Source organism: Paenibacillus sp. Aloe-11 (assembly GCF_000245715.1).
Lineage (GTDB): Bacteria > Bacillota > Bacilli > Paenibacillales > Paenibacillaceae > Paenibacillus > Paenibacillus kribbensis.
In genome coordinates this window covers 1-14,547 of sequence record NZ_JH601075.1, presented here as the reverse complement: position 1 = coordinate 14,547, position 14,547 = coordinate 1, and the positions used below count along the sequence as shown (strand labels likewise).

16 protein-coding genes and 1 pseudogene are annotated in these 14,547 nt (G+C 47.5%); all 17 read left to right on the top strand.

Going from position 1 to position 14,547, the window contains the following annotated elements; genetic code table 11:
* A partial coding sequence (locus WG8_RS29120; protein WP_007432757.1) for a DUF436 family protein occupies nt 1–247 on the top strand: 247 nt, incomplete at its 5' end.
* Nucleotides 248–319: 72 nt separating this feature from the next.
* Complete coding sequence (glyA, locus tag WG8_RS23425) at nt 320–1,570, top strand: serine hydroxymethyltransferase (RefSeq protein WP_007432756.1); 1,251 nt, start codon at nt 320–322, stop codon at nt 1,568–1,570.
* Between the two features lie 553 nt (nt 1,571–2,123).
* The gene (gene upp, locus WG8_RS23420; RefSeq protein ID WP_007432755.1) at nt 2,124–2,753 is read left to right on the top strand and encodes a uracil phosphoribosyltransferase; all 630 of its coding nucleotides are present in this window, start codon (nt 2,124–2,126) and stop codon (nt 2,751–2,753) included.
* A 107-nt stretch (nt 2,754–2,860) separates the two neighbouring features.
* Nucleotides 2,861–4,030 carry a non-hydrolyzing UDP-N-acetylglucosamine 2-epimerase gene (gene wecB, locus WG8_RS23415; protein ID WP_007432754.1) on the top strand — a complete coding sequence of 390 codons (1,170 nt, stop codon included), beginning with the start codon at nt 2,861–2,863 and terminating at the stop codon, nt 4,028–4,030.
* 172 nt (nt 4,031–4,202) lie between these two features.
* Nucleotides 4,203–4,457, top strand: coding sequence for an AtpZ/AtpI family protein (locus tag WG8_RS23410; RefSeq protein WP_007432753.1), 255 nt, complete (start codon nt 4,203–4,205; stop codon nt 4,455–4,457).
* Nucleotides 4,450–4,830: an ATP synthase subunit I gene (locus tag WG8_RS23405; RefSeq protein WP_007432752.1), complete on the top strand. Its 381-nt coding sequence runs from the start codon at nt 4,450–4,452 to the stop codon at nt 4,828–4,830. Before WG8_RS23410 ends, WG8_RS23405 begins: the two co-directional genes overlap by 8 nt.
* A 29-nt stretch (nt 4,831–4,859) precedes the next feature.
* Nucleotides 4,860–5,684, top strand: coding sequence for a F0F1 ATP synthase subunit A (gene atpB / locus WG8_RS23400; protein ID WP_007432751.1), 825 nt, complete (start codon nt 4,860–4,862; stop codon nt 5,682–5,684).
* A gap of 105 nt (nt 5,685–5,789) precedes the next feature.
* Nucleotides 5,790–6,014: a F0F1 ATP synthase subunit C gene (gene atpE / locus WG8_RS23395; RefSeq protein ID WP_007432750.1), complete on the top strand. Its 225-nt coding sequence runs from the start codon at nt 5,790–5,792 to the stop codon at nt 6,012–6,014.
* Between the two features lie 109 nt (nt 6,015–6,123).
* Nucleotides 6,124–6,612 carry a F0F1 ATP synthase subunit B gene (gene atpF / locus WG8_RS23390; RefSeq protein ID WP_007432748.1) on the top strand — a complete coding sequence of 163 codons (489 nt, stop codon included), beginning with the start codon at nt 6,124–6,126 and terminating at the stop codon, nt 6,610–6,612.
* Entirely contained in the window at nt 6,609–7,154 is a 546-nt protein-coding gene (locus tag WG8_RS23385; protein ID WP_007432747.1) for a F0F1 ATP synthase subunit delta, read from the top strand. Before atpF ends, WG8_RS23385 begins: the two co-directional genes overlap by 4 nt.
* A gap of 19 nt (nt 7,155–7,173) precedes the next feature.
* A complete protein-coding gene (atpA, locus tag WG8_RS23380) occupies nt 7,174–8,688 on the top strand; it encodes a F0F1 ATP synthase subunit alpha (RefSeq protein WP_007432746.1) in 1,515 nt (504 codons plus the stop codon).
* Nucleotides 8,689–8,901: 213 nt separating this feature from the next.
* Nucleotides 8,902–9,768: an ATP synthase F1 subunit gamma gene (gene atpG, locus WG8_RS23375; RefSeq protein WP_007432745.1), complete on the top strand. Its 867-nt coding sequence runs from the start codon at nt 8,902–8,904 to the stop codon at nt 9,766–9,768.
* Between the two features lie 120 nt (nt 9,769–9,888).
* The gene (atpD, locus tag WG8_RS23370) at nt 9,889–11,289 is read left to right on the top strand and encodes a F0F1 ATP synthase subunit beta (RefSeq protein ID WP_007432744.1); all 1,401 of its coding nucleotides are present in this window, start codon (nt 9,889–9,891) and stop codon (nt 11,287–11,289) included.
* Between the two features lie 72 nt (nt 11,290–11,361).
* Complete coding sequence (locus tag WG8_RS23365) at nt 11,362–11,769, top strand: F0F1 ATP synthase subunit epsilon (RefSeq protein ID WP_007432743.1); 408 nt, start codon at nt 11,362–11,364, stop codon at nt 11,767–11,769.
* A gap of 354 nt (nt 11,770–12,123) precedes the next feature.
* A complete protein-coding gene (locus WG8_RS23360; protein ID WP_007432742.1) occupies nt 12,124–12,375 on the top strand; it encodes a DUF1146 family protein in 252 nt (83 codons plus the stop codon).
* Between the two features lie 323 nt (nt 12,376–12,698).
* Nucleotides 12,699–14,054 carry a UDP-N-acetylglucosamine 1-carboxyvinyltransferase gene (gene murA, locus WG8_RS23355; RefSeq protein ID WP_007432741.1) on the top strand — a complete coding sequence of 452 codons (1,356 nt, stop codon included), beginning with the start codon at nt 12,699–12,701 and terminating at the stop codon, nt 14,052–14,054.
* Between the two features lie 229 nt (nt 14,055–14,283).
* Nucleotides 14,284–14,547: pseudogene (locus WG8_RS23350) on the top strand (stage II sporulation protein D); the annotation flags it as partial.

Genomic DNA, 14,547 nt, shown 5'->3' with positions numbered 1-14,547 from the left:
GGCTGCCATTGCCTATCGGTCACTGGACGACGCGTGTTTGGCGATGAACGTGCAGGCGCATGCCGGGATAGACATTGGCGAGACACTGATCGGCATGCATCTGCGCCCCATAGCCGTTCCGTTTCGCCCAAGCCTTCGCTGGATTGGCGAAGCACGTGTGACTGCGGCATACACGCGCCCTCCACTGATTGGCGGACAACGGGCAGTGTACACTCTTGAACAAGAAGACGGCGGAAACTGTGACTAGCATTTGGCGTGGACTGTTTGTTTTGTACTTTAGCATACCCAACAATTGACTATGGAGAGGGAGTAATCAATCATGATGGAACATCTGCGTAATAGTGACCCGGCAGTGCTGGAAGCAATGGGACTTGAACTGAAACGGCAACGCCACAATATCGAGCTGATCGCATCCGAGAACATCGTCAGTGAAGCGGTTATGGAAGCGATGGGCTCCGTACTGACGAATAAATATGCTGAAGGTTATCCGGGCAAACGTTACTACGGTGGCTGTGAGCACGTAGATATCGTCGAGGACATTGCACGTGATCGCGCCAAAGAATTGTTCGGTGCCGAGCATGCCAACGTGCAGGCTCACTCTGGAGCACAAGCGAACATGGCGGTATATTTGGCAGCGCTCAAACCCGGTGATACCGTATTGGGTATGAATTTGGCGCATGGCGGCCATCTGACACACGGAAGTCCCGTTAACGCTTCCGGCTTGTTGTATAACTTCGTTGCTTACGGCGTACGTGAAGACGACTTCCGCATTGACTATGATGAAGTGCGCAAGGCGGCCTTCAAGCATCGCCCTCGTTTGATTGTAGCCGGAGCGAGCGCATATCCGCGTACCATTGATTTTGAAGCCTTTGCTTCCATTGCCAACGATGTAGGTGCGCTGTTCATGGTAGATATGGCGCATATTGCCGGTCTGGTGGCAGCGGGTATTCACCCTAACCCGGTTCCACATGCTCAATTTGTAACCACAACGACGCATAAAACGCTGCGTGGTCCGCGTGGCGGATTGATTCTGACTCGCAAAGCGTGGGCACAGGCGATTGACAAGGCGATTTTCCCAGGTACTCAGGGTGGTCCATTAATGCATGTGATCGCGTCCAAAGCGGTTGCCTTGGGTGAAGCGCTCCAGCCTTCTTTCAAAACCTATGCACAAAACGTGGTTCGCAATGCACAGGTGCTGGCTGAGACACTGCTGGCAGAGGGAATCAACATCGTATCGGGTGGTACAGATAATCACCTGATGCTGCTGGATACGCGTAATCTGAACATTACAGGTAAAGAAGCGGAGCATGTACTGGATTCCGTGGGCATTACGGTGAACAAAAACGCGATTCCTTTCGACCCGACCAGTCCGTTCGTTACCAGCGGAATTCGTATTGGTACTCCTGCTGCGACATCCCGTGGTATGGATGAAGAGGCTATGGTTAAAATCGGTAAAATCATTGCCGAAACGCTCAAAAATCCGAAGGATGATACGGTATTGTCCAAAGCAAGCCAAGCGGTTGGCGAGCTGACTGAAAAATTCCCGATCTATCCGGGTACTCAATACTAATTATATAGGCCACTTATCCAGGTTGAATAAGGCTGTTTTCCTTCTGTAGTCGGAGGAAGACAGCTCTTTTTGTTTCCTGGCGACTCGAAATGTATATTTTTGGGTAACAAGCGTTTATGGTAAGGCTCCATCTGGCAGTTTAAGGGTGCCTCCTTCAAGCTGACAGAGTCCATAGAGTTGGACATATATATAATGAAGCGTTTACAAAAAACATCAAGGTAGTACGAATTACGATGGCATCGATTTTAAAGCTCGACAGGCTTTGATGGTCAAGGGCCGTTAGGGCCTTTTTTGATGCTATTTTCTATGACAAAAGTCACTCACAAAGTGAAGGGCTAGGTATTTTACTTTACATATCTTTCTCTTGGCCAAAGGTTGCGGTGGCAGGTGTTAAATCAATCAAGGGAATGTTATAATAAACAGGATTTACAGGCACGCACTGCATCTGTGCTTATTTGGCTTGTACAAATAGGCTACATAGATCCCTTTCCATTCAGGATGTTCGATATTCTGGTGCGGAAGAACGTGACGATAATACCGGAGGGAATATATCATGGCAAAACTGGTGGTTTGTGATCACCCTTTGATCCAACACAAACTTACATTTATCCGCGATGTGCGGACCAACACCAAGGATTTCCGCGAGCTCGTGGATGAAGTAGCAACTTTGATGGCTTATGAAATTACGAGGGACATCCCGTTGGAAAGCATTACGGTGCAAACACCGGTTGCTGAGACAGAAGGTAAAGTGATTTCTGGACGTATGCTGGGCCTCATTCCGATTTTGCGTGCAGGCTTGGGTATGCTGGATGGCGTCGTAAAGCTGCTGCCAGCAGCCAAGGTAGGTCATGTGGGATTGTTCCGCGATCCTGAAACATTGCAGCCTGTGGAATACTACACGAAGTTGCCTACAGACGTGACTGAGCGTGAATTGATCGTTATTGATCCGATGCTTGCAACAGGCGGCTCGGCGATTGCTGCTATTGATGTGCTGAAAAAGAGAGGCTGCACTCAAATTAAAATGATGAATCTGATTGCCGCTCCTGAGGGAGTCAAAGCTGTGCAAGATGCGCATCCTGATGTAGACATTTATGTCGCTGCATTGGACGAGCGTCTGGACGAGCATGGCTATATCGTTCCGGGTCTTGGTGACGCGGGAGACCGCTTGTACGGAACCAAGTAAATCGCCTTTGACGGTTCGGCAAATTTATGGACGTTGCGGACAGGTCGTTTTCATATTAAAAAGATCTGTAAACCGGACGTTTATTATGAAAAGGGGTTCAACTCAAAATGTCTAAAATCAAAGTAATGACCATTTTTGGCGTGCGTCCGGAAGCGATTAAAATGGCTCCTCTCATTTTGGAGCTTCAGCGTCATCCGGAGCATATCGAGTCCGTGGTATGCGTTACAGCTCAGCATCGCCAAATGCTTGACCAGGTTCTGGAGGTCTTTAACATTCACCCTGACTATGATTTGGATGTGATGAAAGACCGTCAGACACTCAACGAAATTTCCATACGTGTACTTCAGGGGTTGGAGCCTGTATTGCGTGAGGCCAAGCCTGATATTGTCCTGGTTCACGGTGATACGCTGACGACTTTCCTCGCTAGCTACGCAGCCTTTATGCAGCAAATCGAAGTAGGGCATGTGGAAGCAGGCTTGCGGACATGGAACAAGCTTTCTCCATATCCGGAGGAAATGAACCGTCAGCTCACAGGCGTGCTGTCTGATCTTCATTTTTCGCCTACTTCTTTATCTGCTGGCAATTTGCGGAAGGAAAATAAACCTGAATCGCGAATATATGTAACAGGAAATACGGTGACTGACGTATTTCAGTATACCGTTCGCCAGGATTACGAGCACCCGGTACTCGATTGGGCTCAAGGCAAACGTTTGATTCTAATGACAGCTCACCGCCGGGAGTCACAAGGGGAGCCACATCGTCAAATTTTTAAGGCGGTAAAACGGATCCCGGACGAATTTGAGGATATCGCCATCGTGTATCCGGTTCACCCGAGTCCGGCTGTAAAGGAGCCTGCATTTGAGATTTTAGGCAACCATCCGCGTATTAAGCTGATTGATCCACTGGACGTTGTAGACCTGCACAATTTTTATCCGCACACGCATCTGATTCTTACGGATTCCGGCGGCCTTCAGGAAGAAGCCCCTTCGTTCGGAGTGCCTGTACTGGTACTGCGTGATACGACCGAAAGACCGGAGGGAATTGAGGCAGGCACATTGGAATTGGTCGGTACGAGTGAAGAGAATGTCTACAATCGAACCAAGGCACTTTTGACGGATTCCGCGTTGTATGAGTCTATGAGTCAGGCAGCGAATCCTTATGGTGACGGACAGGCTTCGGTAAGAATTGTCAATGCGATTTTGCACCATTATGGCGTTAAATCCGAACGTCCTGAGGAATTTCACACAATGTTCACAAAAGGTGTTCGCTCGTTATAATATTCCTTTACAAGGTAAGCATACAGTTAAACTGTACGGTTACCAAGGGATACAGCATTTTTAGATGCTTTGTCGACTGATTTTTATACTTTAGGGCACTAAAATATCTCAATTGACAAAGCATCTTATATTTAAGTAAAATGGACTGGAATTGCAGGGGTGACATGGAAAAGTGGTCAAACCTTCCAAGCAAAACAACAACCAAAAAAACACCGGAAATGCCTTCAAGGCAATTGGACTGGTGAGCGCTATCGGCATTGATCTGACGGTATGCACACTGGGTGGTTTCTATGCCGGAAAATGGCTTGATGCCAAACTTGGTGGCTCCGGAATTTGGATTGGCGTAAGCGTTCTCGCAGGCTTGGTTGTAGGCGCATTGAGTATTGCCCTTGTGATCGGAAAGGTATTGAGGGATAACCATGAATGAGATGACCCGTATGCAAAAAATGTTATGGATCGTAGCGCTTATGATTATGGCTCTGTGTTTCCTGGTCTCCGCTTTCATGCCCCAACATCGTGATATTGCTCACGGAATCATTCTGGGAACGGGAGTAAGCTGTCTAAATGTGCTGTATATGGCCTACAAAATTCGACAGGTTGCGAGTGCGGCCGCCGGTGAAAGAAAGAAGAGAGTGGTAGGTATTGGCTTTGGCGTTCGATTAGCGACCTCAATTTTGGCAGTGGTGCTGGCTGTAGAATTTCCGGCCTATTTCGATGAGATCGCTGTAATGGCAAGCCTTGTAACTGGGCAATTCCTTCTTTTAATTATAGGCATCATATTCGCGCTTCAGGAAAAATGATGGCTCAACTGAGAAAGGGGTGAGAAAACATGTTGCATGAATCACCGATTATCCAATTGGGCGGGTTTAGCATTGACTTGTCCGTCATTATTATGCTGGTTGTGACCTGCGCTATTGTGTTTGGACTGGCTTTTGCTGCAACGCGCAATTTGTCTGTGGACAATCCAGGAAAGCTGCAAAACTTTTTGGAATGGGTTGTCGAATTCGTTCAAGGACTCATTTCCAGTACGATGGATTTGAAAAAAGGGAAGCCATTCCTTTCTTTAGGGATGACGCTGATCATGTTCATTTTCGTCGGAAATATGCTGGGTCTGCCGTTCGGAATCGTGACTGAATTCGATAATGTGCAAAGCGCACAAGTATTCGGGCATGATATCGTTCCGGTCAAGGAAGCATTAGAACAAGCACAGGCGACTCATCCGGGCGAAGCTGCCCATGTAGGTGTCAACTGGTGGAAATCACCTACCGCAGATGCAGGGGTATCCATTGGACTGGCATTGATGATCTTTGTTCTGGTTCATTTCCTAGGAATCTTCCGTAACACCAAAGCTTACTTTAAGCACTACGTTCAGCCATTTCCTTTCTTTCTGCCAATTAACCTGATTGAGCAGTTCTCAAAACTACTGACACATGGTATGCGTCTATTCGGTAATATTTTTGCCGGCGAAGTTTTGATCAGTGTTCTGCTGAAAATGACAGCACTTGGCGTTGGAGGTATGGTTGCTTCCGTATTGGGACTCGTGGTCTGGCAAGGATTCAGTATTTTTGTCGGCAGTATCCAGGCGTTCGTCTTTACGATTCTGACGTTTGTATATATTTCACAGTCCATTGATACGCATGAAGAAGAGCATTAGACAGGCTCATTTTCCGGTTTTTAGTTAAGTTCAGGAGTGCGCTTCGCTCTTAACTGCAAATATATGTAAAATACAAATACACATTACTAAGGAGGATTTTTTAAAATGGGAGTTTGGGCATATATCGCAGCTGCAATCGCAGTAGGTTTGGGCGCTTTGGGCGCTGGTATCGGTAACGGTCTGATCGTAAGTAAAACAGTTGAAGGTATCGCTCGTCAGCCTGAAGCAAAAGCAACATTGCAAACAGTAATGTTTATCGGTGTAGGTCTGGTCGAAGCCCTGCCAATCATCGGGGTCGTTCTGGCATTCATTTTCTACGCAGGTGCTTAATTGAATGGAAGCAAGGTTTGGCGGGGAAGGCACAGCCATCCGCGCCTTCTTTGTTCGTTTGAATATGAAAGATCTAGGACTGACGTTCACCGGAAAGGAGTGACTTCAATTGCATTTAAATTGGACAAGTATCGTGTTTACTGTCATTGCATTTTTGATCTTGTACTGGTTGCTGACCCGTTATGCATTCGGCCCTCTCTTTTCAGTTATGGAGAAACGGCGTGAGCTTGTTTTGAAGCAAATGAGTGAAGCGGCACAAACGCGTGAACAGGCTGCTGCCTATGTTGAGGAGCAAAAACAGGCTCTCCAGCAAGCGCGCAAGGAAGCCTATGACATTATCGAGCAGTCGAAACAAACTGGCAACAAGCAAGCGGAGCAAATTATTATTCAGGCTAAAGACGAAGCGGTTCGCCTGAAAGACGAAGCTGTTCGTGAAATCACAAGCGAGCGCAATAAGGCGGTTGCCGAGCTGCGCAGCGAAGTGGGTAAAGCTTCGGTACAAATTGCTTCCAAATTGCTTCAAAAAGAAATCAAGGAAGACCAAGTCCAGGGAGAGCTTGTCGACCAGTACCTTAAAGAGGTAGGAGGCAAAGCATGAGCCGGGATACGGTAGTTGCCAAACGGTACGCGAAGGCTTTGTTTGAAGTGGCAGAGCAGGAGCAGACCATTATGGAGACCGAGCAGGAACTGCGTGCTTTTGTAGAGGCTGTATCGGGGGATGCCGAAATCCGTAAGTTCATTAATTCTCCTAACATTACGGAAGAGGTCAAGCTTCAGGTTCTGGCCAACAGCTTTGAAGGCAAGCTGTCTACCTCGCTGATTAACACGATTAAGCTGTTGATTCAGCGCAGCAGAGCCGATTTGTTTGAAGATCTCCTTGCCGGATACCTTGAGATTCAGGAGTACAAGCTGGGACTGGCCCATGCAAAGGTATATTCCACCTATGCGCTCAGTGAGCAGGAAATAGCAACGGTAGCCGAGGAATTCGGAACCCGTGAACATAAAACAATCCGTGTGGAAAATATAGTAGATCCGAGTCTGCTGGGCGGATTGAAAGTGGTTATCGGCGATACACTGTACGACGGCAGTCTGGCCGGCAAGCTGGATCGTCTTGAGAAATCCTTTAACAGACGAGTATAGAAGATAGGGGTGAACACACTTGAGTATCAAACCTGAAGAAATCAGTTCATTGATTAAAAGTCAGATTGAACAATATAAAAATGATATCGAGGTCGTTGAAGTCGGCACTGTTGTTGAAGTCGGCGACGGTATTGCCCGCGTCTACGGACTGGAAAAAGTCATGGCCGGGGAATTGGTTGAATTCGATAACGGCGTATTGGGCTTGGCGCTCAACGTGGAAGAGAGCAATGTCGGTGTCGTTATTCTTGGACCATTCTCTGACATTCGTGAAGGCGGTCAAGTTAAACGTACAGGCCAAATCATGCAGGTTCCTGTTGGGGACGCACTGATTGGACGCGTTGTTAATCCGTTGGGACAACCAGTCGATGGCAAAGGTCCAATTGCTACCACGGAATTCCGTCCGGTAGAAAGTCAGGCTCCAGGTGTTATGGCCCGTAAATCCGTACATGAGCCAATGCAAACAGGAATTAAAGCCATTGACGCTATGGTTCCGATTGGCCGCGGTCAACGTGAGCTGATCATCGGTGACCGTCAAACAGGTAAAACTTCTATTGCAATTGATGCGATTTTGAACCAAAAAGGCAACGGCATGAAATGTATCTATGTTGCTATTGGTCAAAAACAATCCACGGTAGCTCAAGTTGTTGAAACATTGCGTCGTCACGGTGCTTTGGAATATACGATTGTTGTTACGGCATCTGCTTCTGAGCCATCACCTTTGCTGTACATTGCTCCTTATTCCGGCTGTGCTATGGGTGAGTACTTTATGTACAAAGGCGAGCATGTCCTTGTCGTATATGATGACTTGACCAAACAAGCGTCTGCATACCGGGAGCTTTCCCTGTTGCTGCGTCGTCCACCGGGTCGTGAGGCTTATCCGGGTGACGTTTTCTATCTGCACTCTCGCTTGCTGGAACGTGCAGCGAAGCTGAATGATGAATTGGGTGGCGGCTCACTTACTGCGCTTCCGTTTATCGAGACACAGGCTTCCGACGTTTCTGCATACATTCCAACCAACGTAATTTCCATCACGGATGGACAAATCTTCCTGGAAGCTGACTTGTTCTATGCAGGCCAACGTCCGGCGATTAACGTAGGTATTTCTGTATCCCGTGTAGGGGGCTCCGCTCAGATTAAAGCGATGAAAAAGGTTGCAGGCTCCCTGCGTCTGGATCTCGCTCAATATCGTGAGCTTCAAGCGTTCTCTCAATTCGGTTCCGATTTGGATAAATCCACTAAAGCCCGTCTTGACCGTGGCGCGCGCATGATGGAAATCCTGAAACAGGGTGTACATCAGCCGCTGCCTGTTGAGCAGCAAGTCGTGAGCTTGTACACTGCTGTTAAAGGCTTTCTTGATGATATCCCGGTAGCGGACGTAAAACGTTTTGAAAAGGACTTCTTGTCTTTCATGGTGTCTGATTATCAGGATGTGCTCCAATCTATCCGTGATACCAAAGACTTGGTGGCTGATAACGAAGCAGCTTTGAAGGCAGCTATCGAGAAATTCAAAAAATCATTTGCCACGTCGGTTTAATACATGAATTTGCCTGTTTATGACGAAAAATGTTCTAAGGAAGCGTGCCCCTCGGGCTTTGGCTTCCTTGGCATGTTTTACCCTCAATAACAGGCCCTTTATCATATGTTCGGCTGGGCTTGAATCTTTACAAAGTGGCTTTGTTTTTCTCAAAGCTAACGATTGCTTACGAAGTTAGCTTTGGCCTTGCCAAAGCTTGAAGGTGGTGAAATCATGGCAAAAGGTATGCGCGAGATTAAACGTCAGATTAAAAGTGTGCAGAGTACAAAGCAGATTACGAAAGCGATGGAAATGGTCGCTGCATCCAAGCTGAGAAAGGCTCAGGAGAAAGCGGAGTCGGCTCGCCCTTACGCAGAGAAGCTTAAGGAAGTCGTCAGCAGTATTGCTTCTGGATCGAATAACGTCAAGCATCCAATGCTGGAGACGCGTCCGGTCAAGAAGACTGCTTATCTCATCATCACATCTGATCGTGGTCTGGCTGGTGGTTATAACGCCAATATTTTGCGGCAGGTTACGCAGACGATTGCGGAACGTCACCGTTCACAGGATGAATTTGTGATTTTCATCATCGGACGAAAAGGACGGGATTATTTCAGACGTCGTGAGTTCCCTATTGCAGAGTCAGTGACTGACTTGTCGGATACACCTGCTTTTTCAGATATCAAAACGATTGCAAACAAGGCTGTAAAAGGCTTTGAACTTAAAGAATTTGATGAGCTGTATCTATGCTATAACCGCTTTGTCAACGCACTGACTCAAATTCCGACCGTTGACCGTTTGTTACCAATGGCAACACCGGAATCGGCTACAGCTTCATCCTCGATAAATTACGAGTATGAGCCTTCACCAGAAGGAGTGCTGGAAGTATTGTTGCCGCGTTATGCAGAAACACTTATCTACGGCGCTTTGCTGGATGGTAAAGCTAGTGAGTTGGGAGCGAAGATGACGGCGATGGGTTCTGCTACCAAAAATGCTACCAAGCTGATTGGTGAACTGTCGTTGACCTATAACCGTGCCCGTCAAGCGGCTATTACCCAGGAAATTACGGAAATTGTGGCAGGGGCAAATGCTCAGTCTTAATGAGCTTTTGCAGACTGCTGTATAGCAGAGTCTATACTAATATGATCATTTGCGAGCGCAAAACAAATCAGTGATGTTCGGATTTGCGGCTGTGCAAGCTTGTAGGAGGGAAACCAAAAGATGAACAAAGGACGCGTAGTGAGCATCCAGGGTCCGGTTGTTGACGTTGAATTTGAACGTGGTCAGCTTCCGGAAATCCTTAATGCTATTCATATTGGGACTGTGCTGGAGACTGGAGTCAAACTGAATCTGACGCTTGAGGCATCAAAGCATCTTGGCGATAATCGTGTACGTTGTATTGCCATGTCTTCCACAGATGGTCTGGTTCGCGGAGCTGAAGCGGTAGACCTTGGGGCACCAATTTCGGTACCTGTTGGTGAGGCTACTCTGGGACGTGTATTTAACGTGCTGGGAGATCCAATTGATAATGGTGCTGATATTAGTGCAGCAGAAAAAAATCCAATTCACCGTCAGGCACCTTCTTTCGACGAATTGACGACTCAGGCAGAAATGCTCGAAACAGGCATTAAAGTTATCGACTTGCTGGCTCCTTATGCCAAAGGCGGTAAAGTTGGATTGTTCGGTGGTGCCGGTGTAGGTAAAACCGTAACGATCCAAGAACTGATTAACAATATCGCTCAAGAGCATGGCGGTATTTCTGTATTTGCGGGTGTAGGTGAACGCACACGTGAAGGAAATGACTTGTACCACGAAATGAGAGAGTCCGGCGTTATCAACAAAACAGCGATGGTGTTTGGACAAATGAACGAGCCGCCGGGTGCGCGTTTGCGTGTTGCCCTTACCGGTCTGACGATGGCGGAGTACTTCCGTGATCAAGAAGGCCGTGACGTGTTGCTCTTTATCGACAATATCTTCCGCTTTACCCAAGCAGGTTCTGAGGTTTCCGCCCTGCTGGGACGTATGCCTTCCGCGGTAGGTTACCAGCCTACGCTGGCAACTGAAATGGGTCAATTGCAAGAACGGATTACTTCGACTAAAAAAGGTTCTGTTACTTCCATTCAGGCGATCTATGTGCCTGCGGATGACTACACTGACCCGGCACCTGCTACAACGTTTGCCCACTTGGATGCAACGACGAACCTGGAACGTAAAATTTCCGAAATGGGTATTTACCCGGCGGTTGATCCACTCGCATCAAGCTCCCGGATCTTGTCTCCAGACGTTGTAGGTGAAGAGCATTACAATGTAGCACAAGGGGTAAAACAAATTTTGGCCCGTTACAACGAGCTTCAGGATATCATTGCCATCCTGGGTATGGACGAACTGAGTGAAGAAGACAAAATGCTGGTAGCACGTGCACGTAAAATCCAGCGTTTCCTGTCCCAACCTTTCCACGTTGCCGAAGCGTTTAACGGCTTCCCGGGTAAATATGTGCCGGTTAAAGAAACGGTACGAAGCTTCAAAGAAATTCTGGAAGGGAAGTATGATCATCTTCCAGAAGCAGCGTTCCTTTTTGTAGGAGCCATCGAAGAAGCAGTAGAAAAAGCCAAAACGCTGTAAGTACACAGGCAAAGAATAGCCGAGAGCCTTACGAAGTGAGCTGTCTGTGGACAGCTTTCAGGAGGGATTTAAGTGAGCACGTATTTATTAGAGATTGTGACGCCGGAGCGCCTGGTCTATGCAGAGCAGGTCAACAGCATCAGTGTTCGCGGCTCGGAAGGCGACCTTGGTATTTTACCCGGACACCTTCCCTTGGTCACTCCCTTGAAGATTGCACCGATACGTATTAAAGTCGGTGGTCAGACTGAGGTGATCGCAGTCAATGGGGGCTTTGTTGAAGTCCGCAAGGATAAAGTGGTCATTTTGGCTGAGAGTGCGGAACGCTCTGAAGATATTGATGTAGAGCGTGCCCGTGCGGCAAGGGAGCGGGCGGAACTGCGGCTCCAGAGCAAGCAGGAACAGATAGACCATCATCGGGCGGAAGTGGCTCTGCAACGGGCGCTTAACCGTTTGAATGCTACAAGCATCAGAACCAAGTAAGAATTAAATATTAGGTTTTAGTGGAATTATAAGAGGGTTCGGCATAGTATACGGATGGAATGACAGGGAGACCGCTTCATAACTTCTGCCAGAGAATGTCAGGCAGGAGGAGAGGAAAACCTTTCCTTCCTTCGATCACTGTGATCGGGCCCCTTTTTTAGGTATAATCACCAAATATGTAGTCCTATTTCTTGCTTGGCAGCTAGGTACATAGTACCTTTTAAATTCACGAAACAGAAGTAATTGTTCATATTTTGTCGAAATAAATGTTCTGAAAACAGAAATATGACTAGCATATTAGGCGTGCTCCGAGTATTATAAAGAAGTCTGTGAAGCAGATGGGAGGGATTACGGATGAACGGGAAGCAGCAGTTGGCTGAACAGTTAAGTCAATCGGCGAGTATGACCGCGTTGATCTCCATGATCGTGTCACTCATCTGTATAGCGCTAGCCTGGTGGGCTTTACAGAGCTTAAAGCTGGATTTGATCATCCGGCACCCCAAAGGACCGCAAGGCAGATTGTTGCACTTGTTTCTTGCTATTATCGTCGGGCAATTGGTTGCTGGTTTCCTGTTGAGTTACATCTCGTGGAGCCAGATGCTCTAGTGTATTGTTTTAACATGGAGTGAGCGGGTTATAGGGTTTTATAACTGTGTCCCTGCGGGAATTGTCGAATAACATCGTTCCATATTGTCAACAATGGTAAACAAAAGAACCATGCATGTATGGCCGACTGATTCAGTTGGAGTACAATGGACATCAAGTACAAAAAACGCTTGTATACTTGTTTTGAACAGTGGTATGATGGCAGTTAGGGTATTAATAAAATCTTGTTTTTTATGTAATGAAAAAGTAAGGTATGAAAATAGCGGAATATGTTCTTTTTTTCCATGAAGGAAAAGGGAAATGACGCGCGGAGGGAACCATAGATGAGCAAATTTATCGTCCGCGGTGGCAACAGATTGACCGGGAGTGTCAAAGTCAGCGGAGCCAAAAACTCAGTTCTGCCGATCATCGCCGCTTCTCTGCTAGGAGAAGAAGGAGAAAGTGTTATTATTGATGCACCTCCTCTAGACGATGTGATGACTATTAACAAAGTACTGGAGTCCTTAGGAGCAGGCGTTACATACCAAGATGAGGTCATTCGTGTTGACGCACGGAAGATAATTTCCTGTGAAGCCCCTTACGAGTGGGTTAGGAAAATGCGCGCATCATTTTTGGTTATGGGGCCGTTGCTTACACGTTTGGGACATACAAGAATTTCGCTTCCGGGCGGATGCGCAATTGGCACACGACCAATTGACCAGCATTTGAAGGGTTTTGAAGCATTGGGGGCCGAGATTAGCCTGGGCCAAGGTTTTATTGAAGCTAAAAGTAACGGGCGTCTGCGTGGAGCCAAAGTTTATTTGGATGTAGCCAGCGTAGGAGCAACCGAGAATATTATGATGGCCGCTACTCTTGCCGAGGGCGTAACTACTATTGAAAATGCTGCTAAGGAACCTGAGATTGTTGATCTTGCGAACTTCCTCAATGGTATGGGAGCCAAGGTACGCGGCGCAGGCACAGGCGTTATTCGTATTGAAGGCGTCGAAAAACTTCATGGTGTAAAGCATACGGTTATTCCCGACCGTGTAGAAGCAGGTACTTATATGGTTGCTGCTGCGATCACAGGCGGGAACGTATATGTAGAAGGTGCAATATCCGATCATTTGGGACCTGTTATCTCCAAAATGGAAGAAATGGGAGTAACCATTCAACCAGATGAAAACGGAATTCGTGTCATTGCGGATAAACCGTTAAAAGCCGTTGATGTTAAAACGCTGCCTTATCCAGGTTTCCCTACGGATATGCAGTCGCAGATGATGGCACTTCAACTTGCTGCTGAAGGAACGAGCATTATCACGGAAACCGTCTTTGAAAATCGCTTCATGCATGTGGATGAATTTCATCTCATGAATGCGGAGATTAAGGTCGAAGGTCGTTCTGCGATTGTAACCGGCAATGCGAAGCTGACAGGTGCGAAGGTGACCTCGACAGATTTGCGTGCAGGTGCTGCGTTAATTCTGACGGGACTTATTGCGGAAGGGACAACGGAAGTATCCGGTGTACATCACATCGATCGTGGCTACGTTCATTTGGCTGAGAAGCTGACTGGATTGGGTGCGGACATTTACAGAGTGACCGTAGAAGAGCCGAAGCTGGATCATTCGTCCAGTACAGAGCGTGTGATGCCGGAAGAGACTACAGGGAATCTGTTCAAAAAGATTCAGCCTTCTTTGGCTTAAGCTTTAACGTACGTAGCTTCATGCAACGTATGAGCATGTTTACAAACAACTAGGAACCAAGTCCGCAAGGGCTTGGTTTTTTTGTGTTTTCAGCTTGTCTTTTTTCATTCTTTCAGTTCTCTTAAAACGGTTCTATCAAAGTGGACGACCTCATATGATTGAACATATCTACTGGAACAGATCATTGCTTCCAGTCGGATATTCAGCCCTTAGATGGAGGTTTCAGCCTATGAAAGATTCACAGGTTCGCATTCGTATACCGATTCATCATGCCAACGAACATCGCCGGACTTTACCTGCAGAGGAAAGTCCCGGCTTTATAGCTGCTCCGCCCCAAACAAGCAAGCTTGCTCAGCAGCGGTCGGGCACACGCGGCACATTGCCCGCTGAAGCCGGGTACGCCCGGCGTGCAACGGCAGTGGCTCCCGCTTTGCACCCCGCAGGTGCGTCGCCGCTCACCTCCGGTGCAGGAGCTCGCGGCACACGCGGCACA

Coding starts and splice junctions, on each gene's coding strand:
- atpB (WP_007432751.1), top strand. CDS start 4,860: ATGTTGCATGAATCACCGATTATCCAATTGGGCGGGTTTAGCATTGAC.
- WG8_RS23385 (WP_007432747.1), top strand. CDS start 6,609: ATGAGCCGGGATACGGTAGTTGCCAAACGGTACGCGAAGGCTTTGTTT.
- WG8_RS23405 (WP_007432752.1), top strand. CDS start 4,450: ATGAATGAGATGACCCGTATGCAAAAAATGTTATGGATCGTAGCGCTT.
- WG8_RS23360 (WP_007432742.1), top strand. CDS start 12,124: ATGAACGGGAAGCAGCAGTTGGCTGAACAGTTAAGTCAATCGGCGAGT.
- murA (WP_007432741.1), top strand. CDS start 12,699: ATGAGCAAATTTATCGTCCGCGGTGGCAACAGATTGACCGGGAGTGTC.
- wecB (WP_007432754.1), top strand. CDS start 2,861: ATGTCTAAAATCAAAGTAATGACCATTTTTGGCGTGCGTCCGGAAGCG.
- glyA (WP_007432756.1), top strand. CDS start 320: ATGATGGAACATCTGCGTAATAGTGACCCGGCAGTGCTGGAAGCAATG.
- upp (WP_007432755.1), top strand. CDS start 2,124: ATGGCAAAACTGGTGGTTTGTGATCACCCTTTGATCCAACACAAACTT.
- atpD (WP_007432744.1), top strand. CDS start 9,889: ATGAACAAAGGACGCGTAGTGAGCATCCAGGGTCCGGTTGTTGACGTT.
- atpE (WP_007432750.1), top strand. CDS start 5,790: ATGGGAGTTTGGGCATATATCGCAGCTGCAATCGCAGTAGGTTTGGGC.
- atpG (WP_007432745.1), top strand. CDS start 8,902: ATGGCAAAAGGTATGCGCGAGATTAAACGTCAGATTAAAAGTGTGCAG.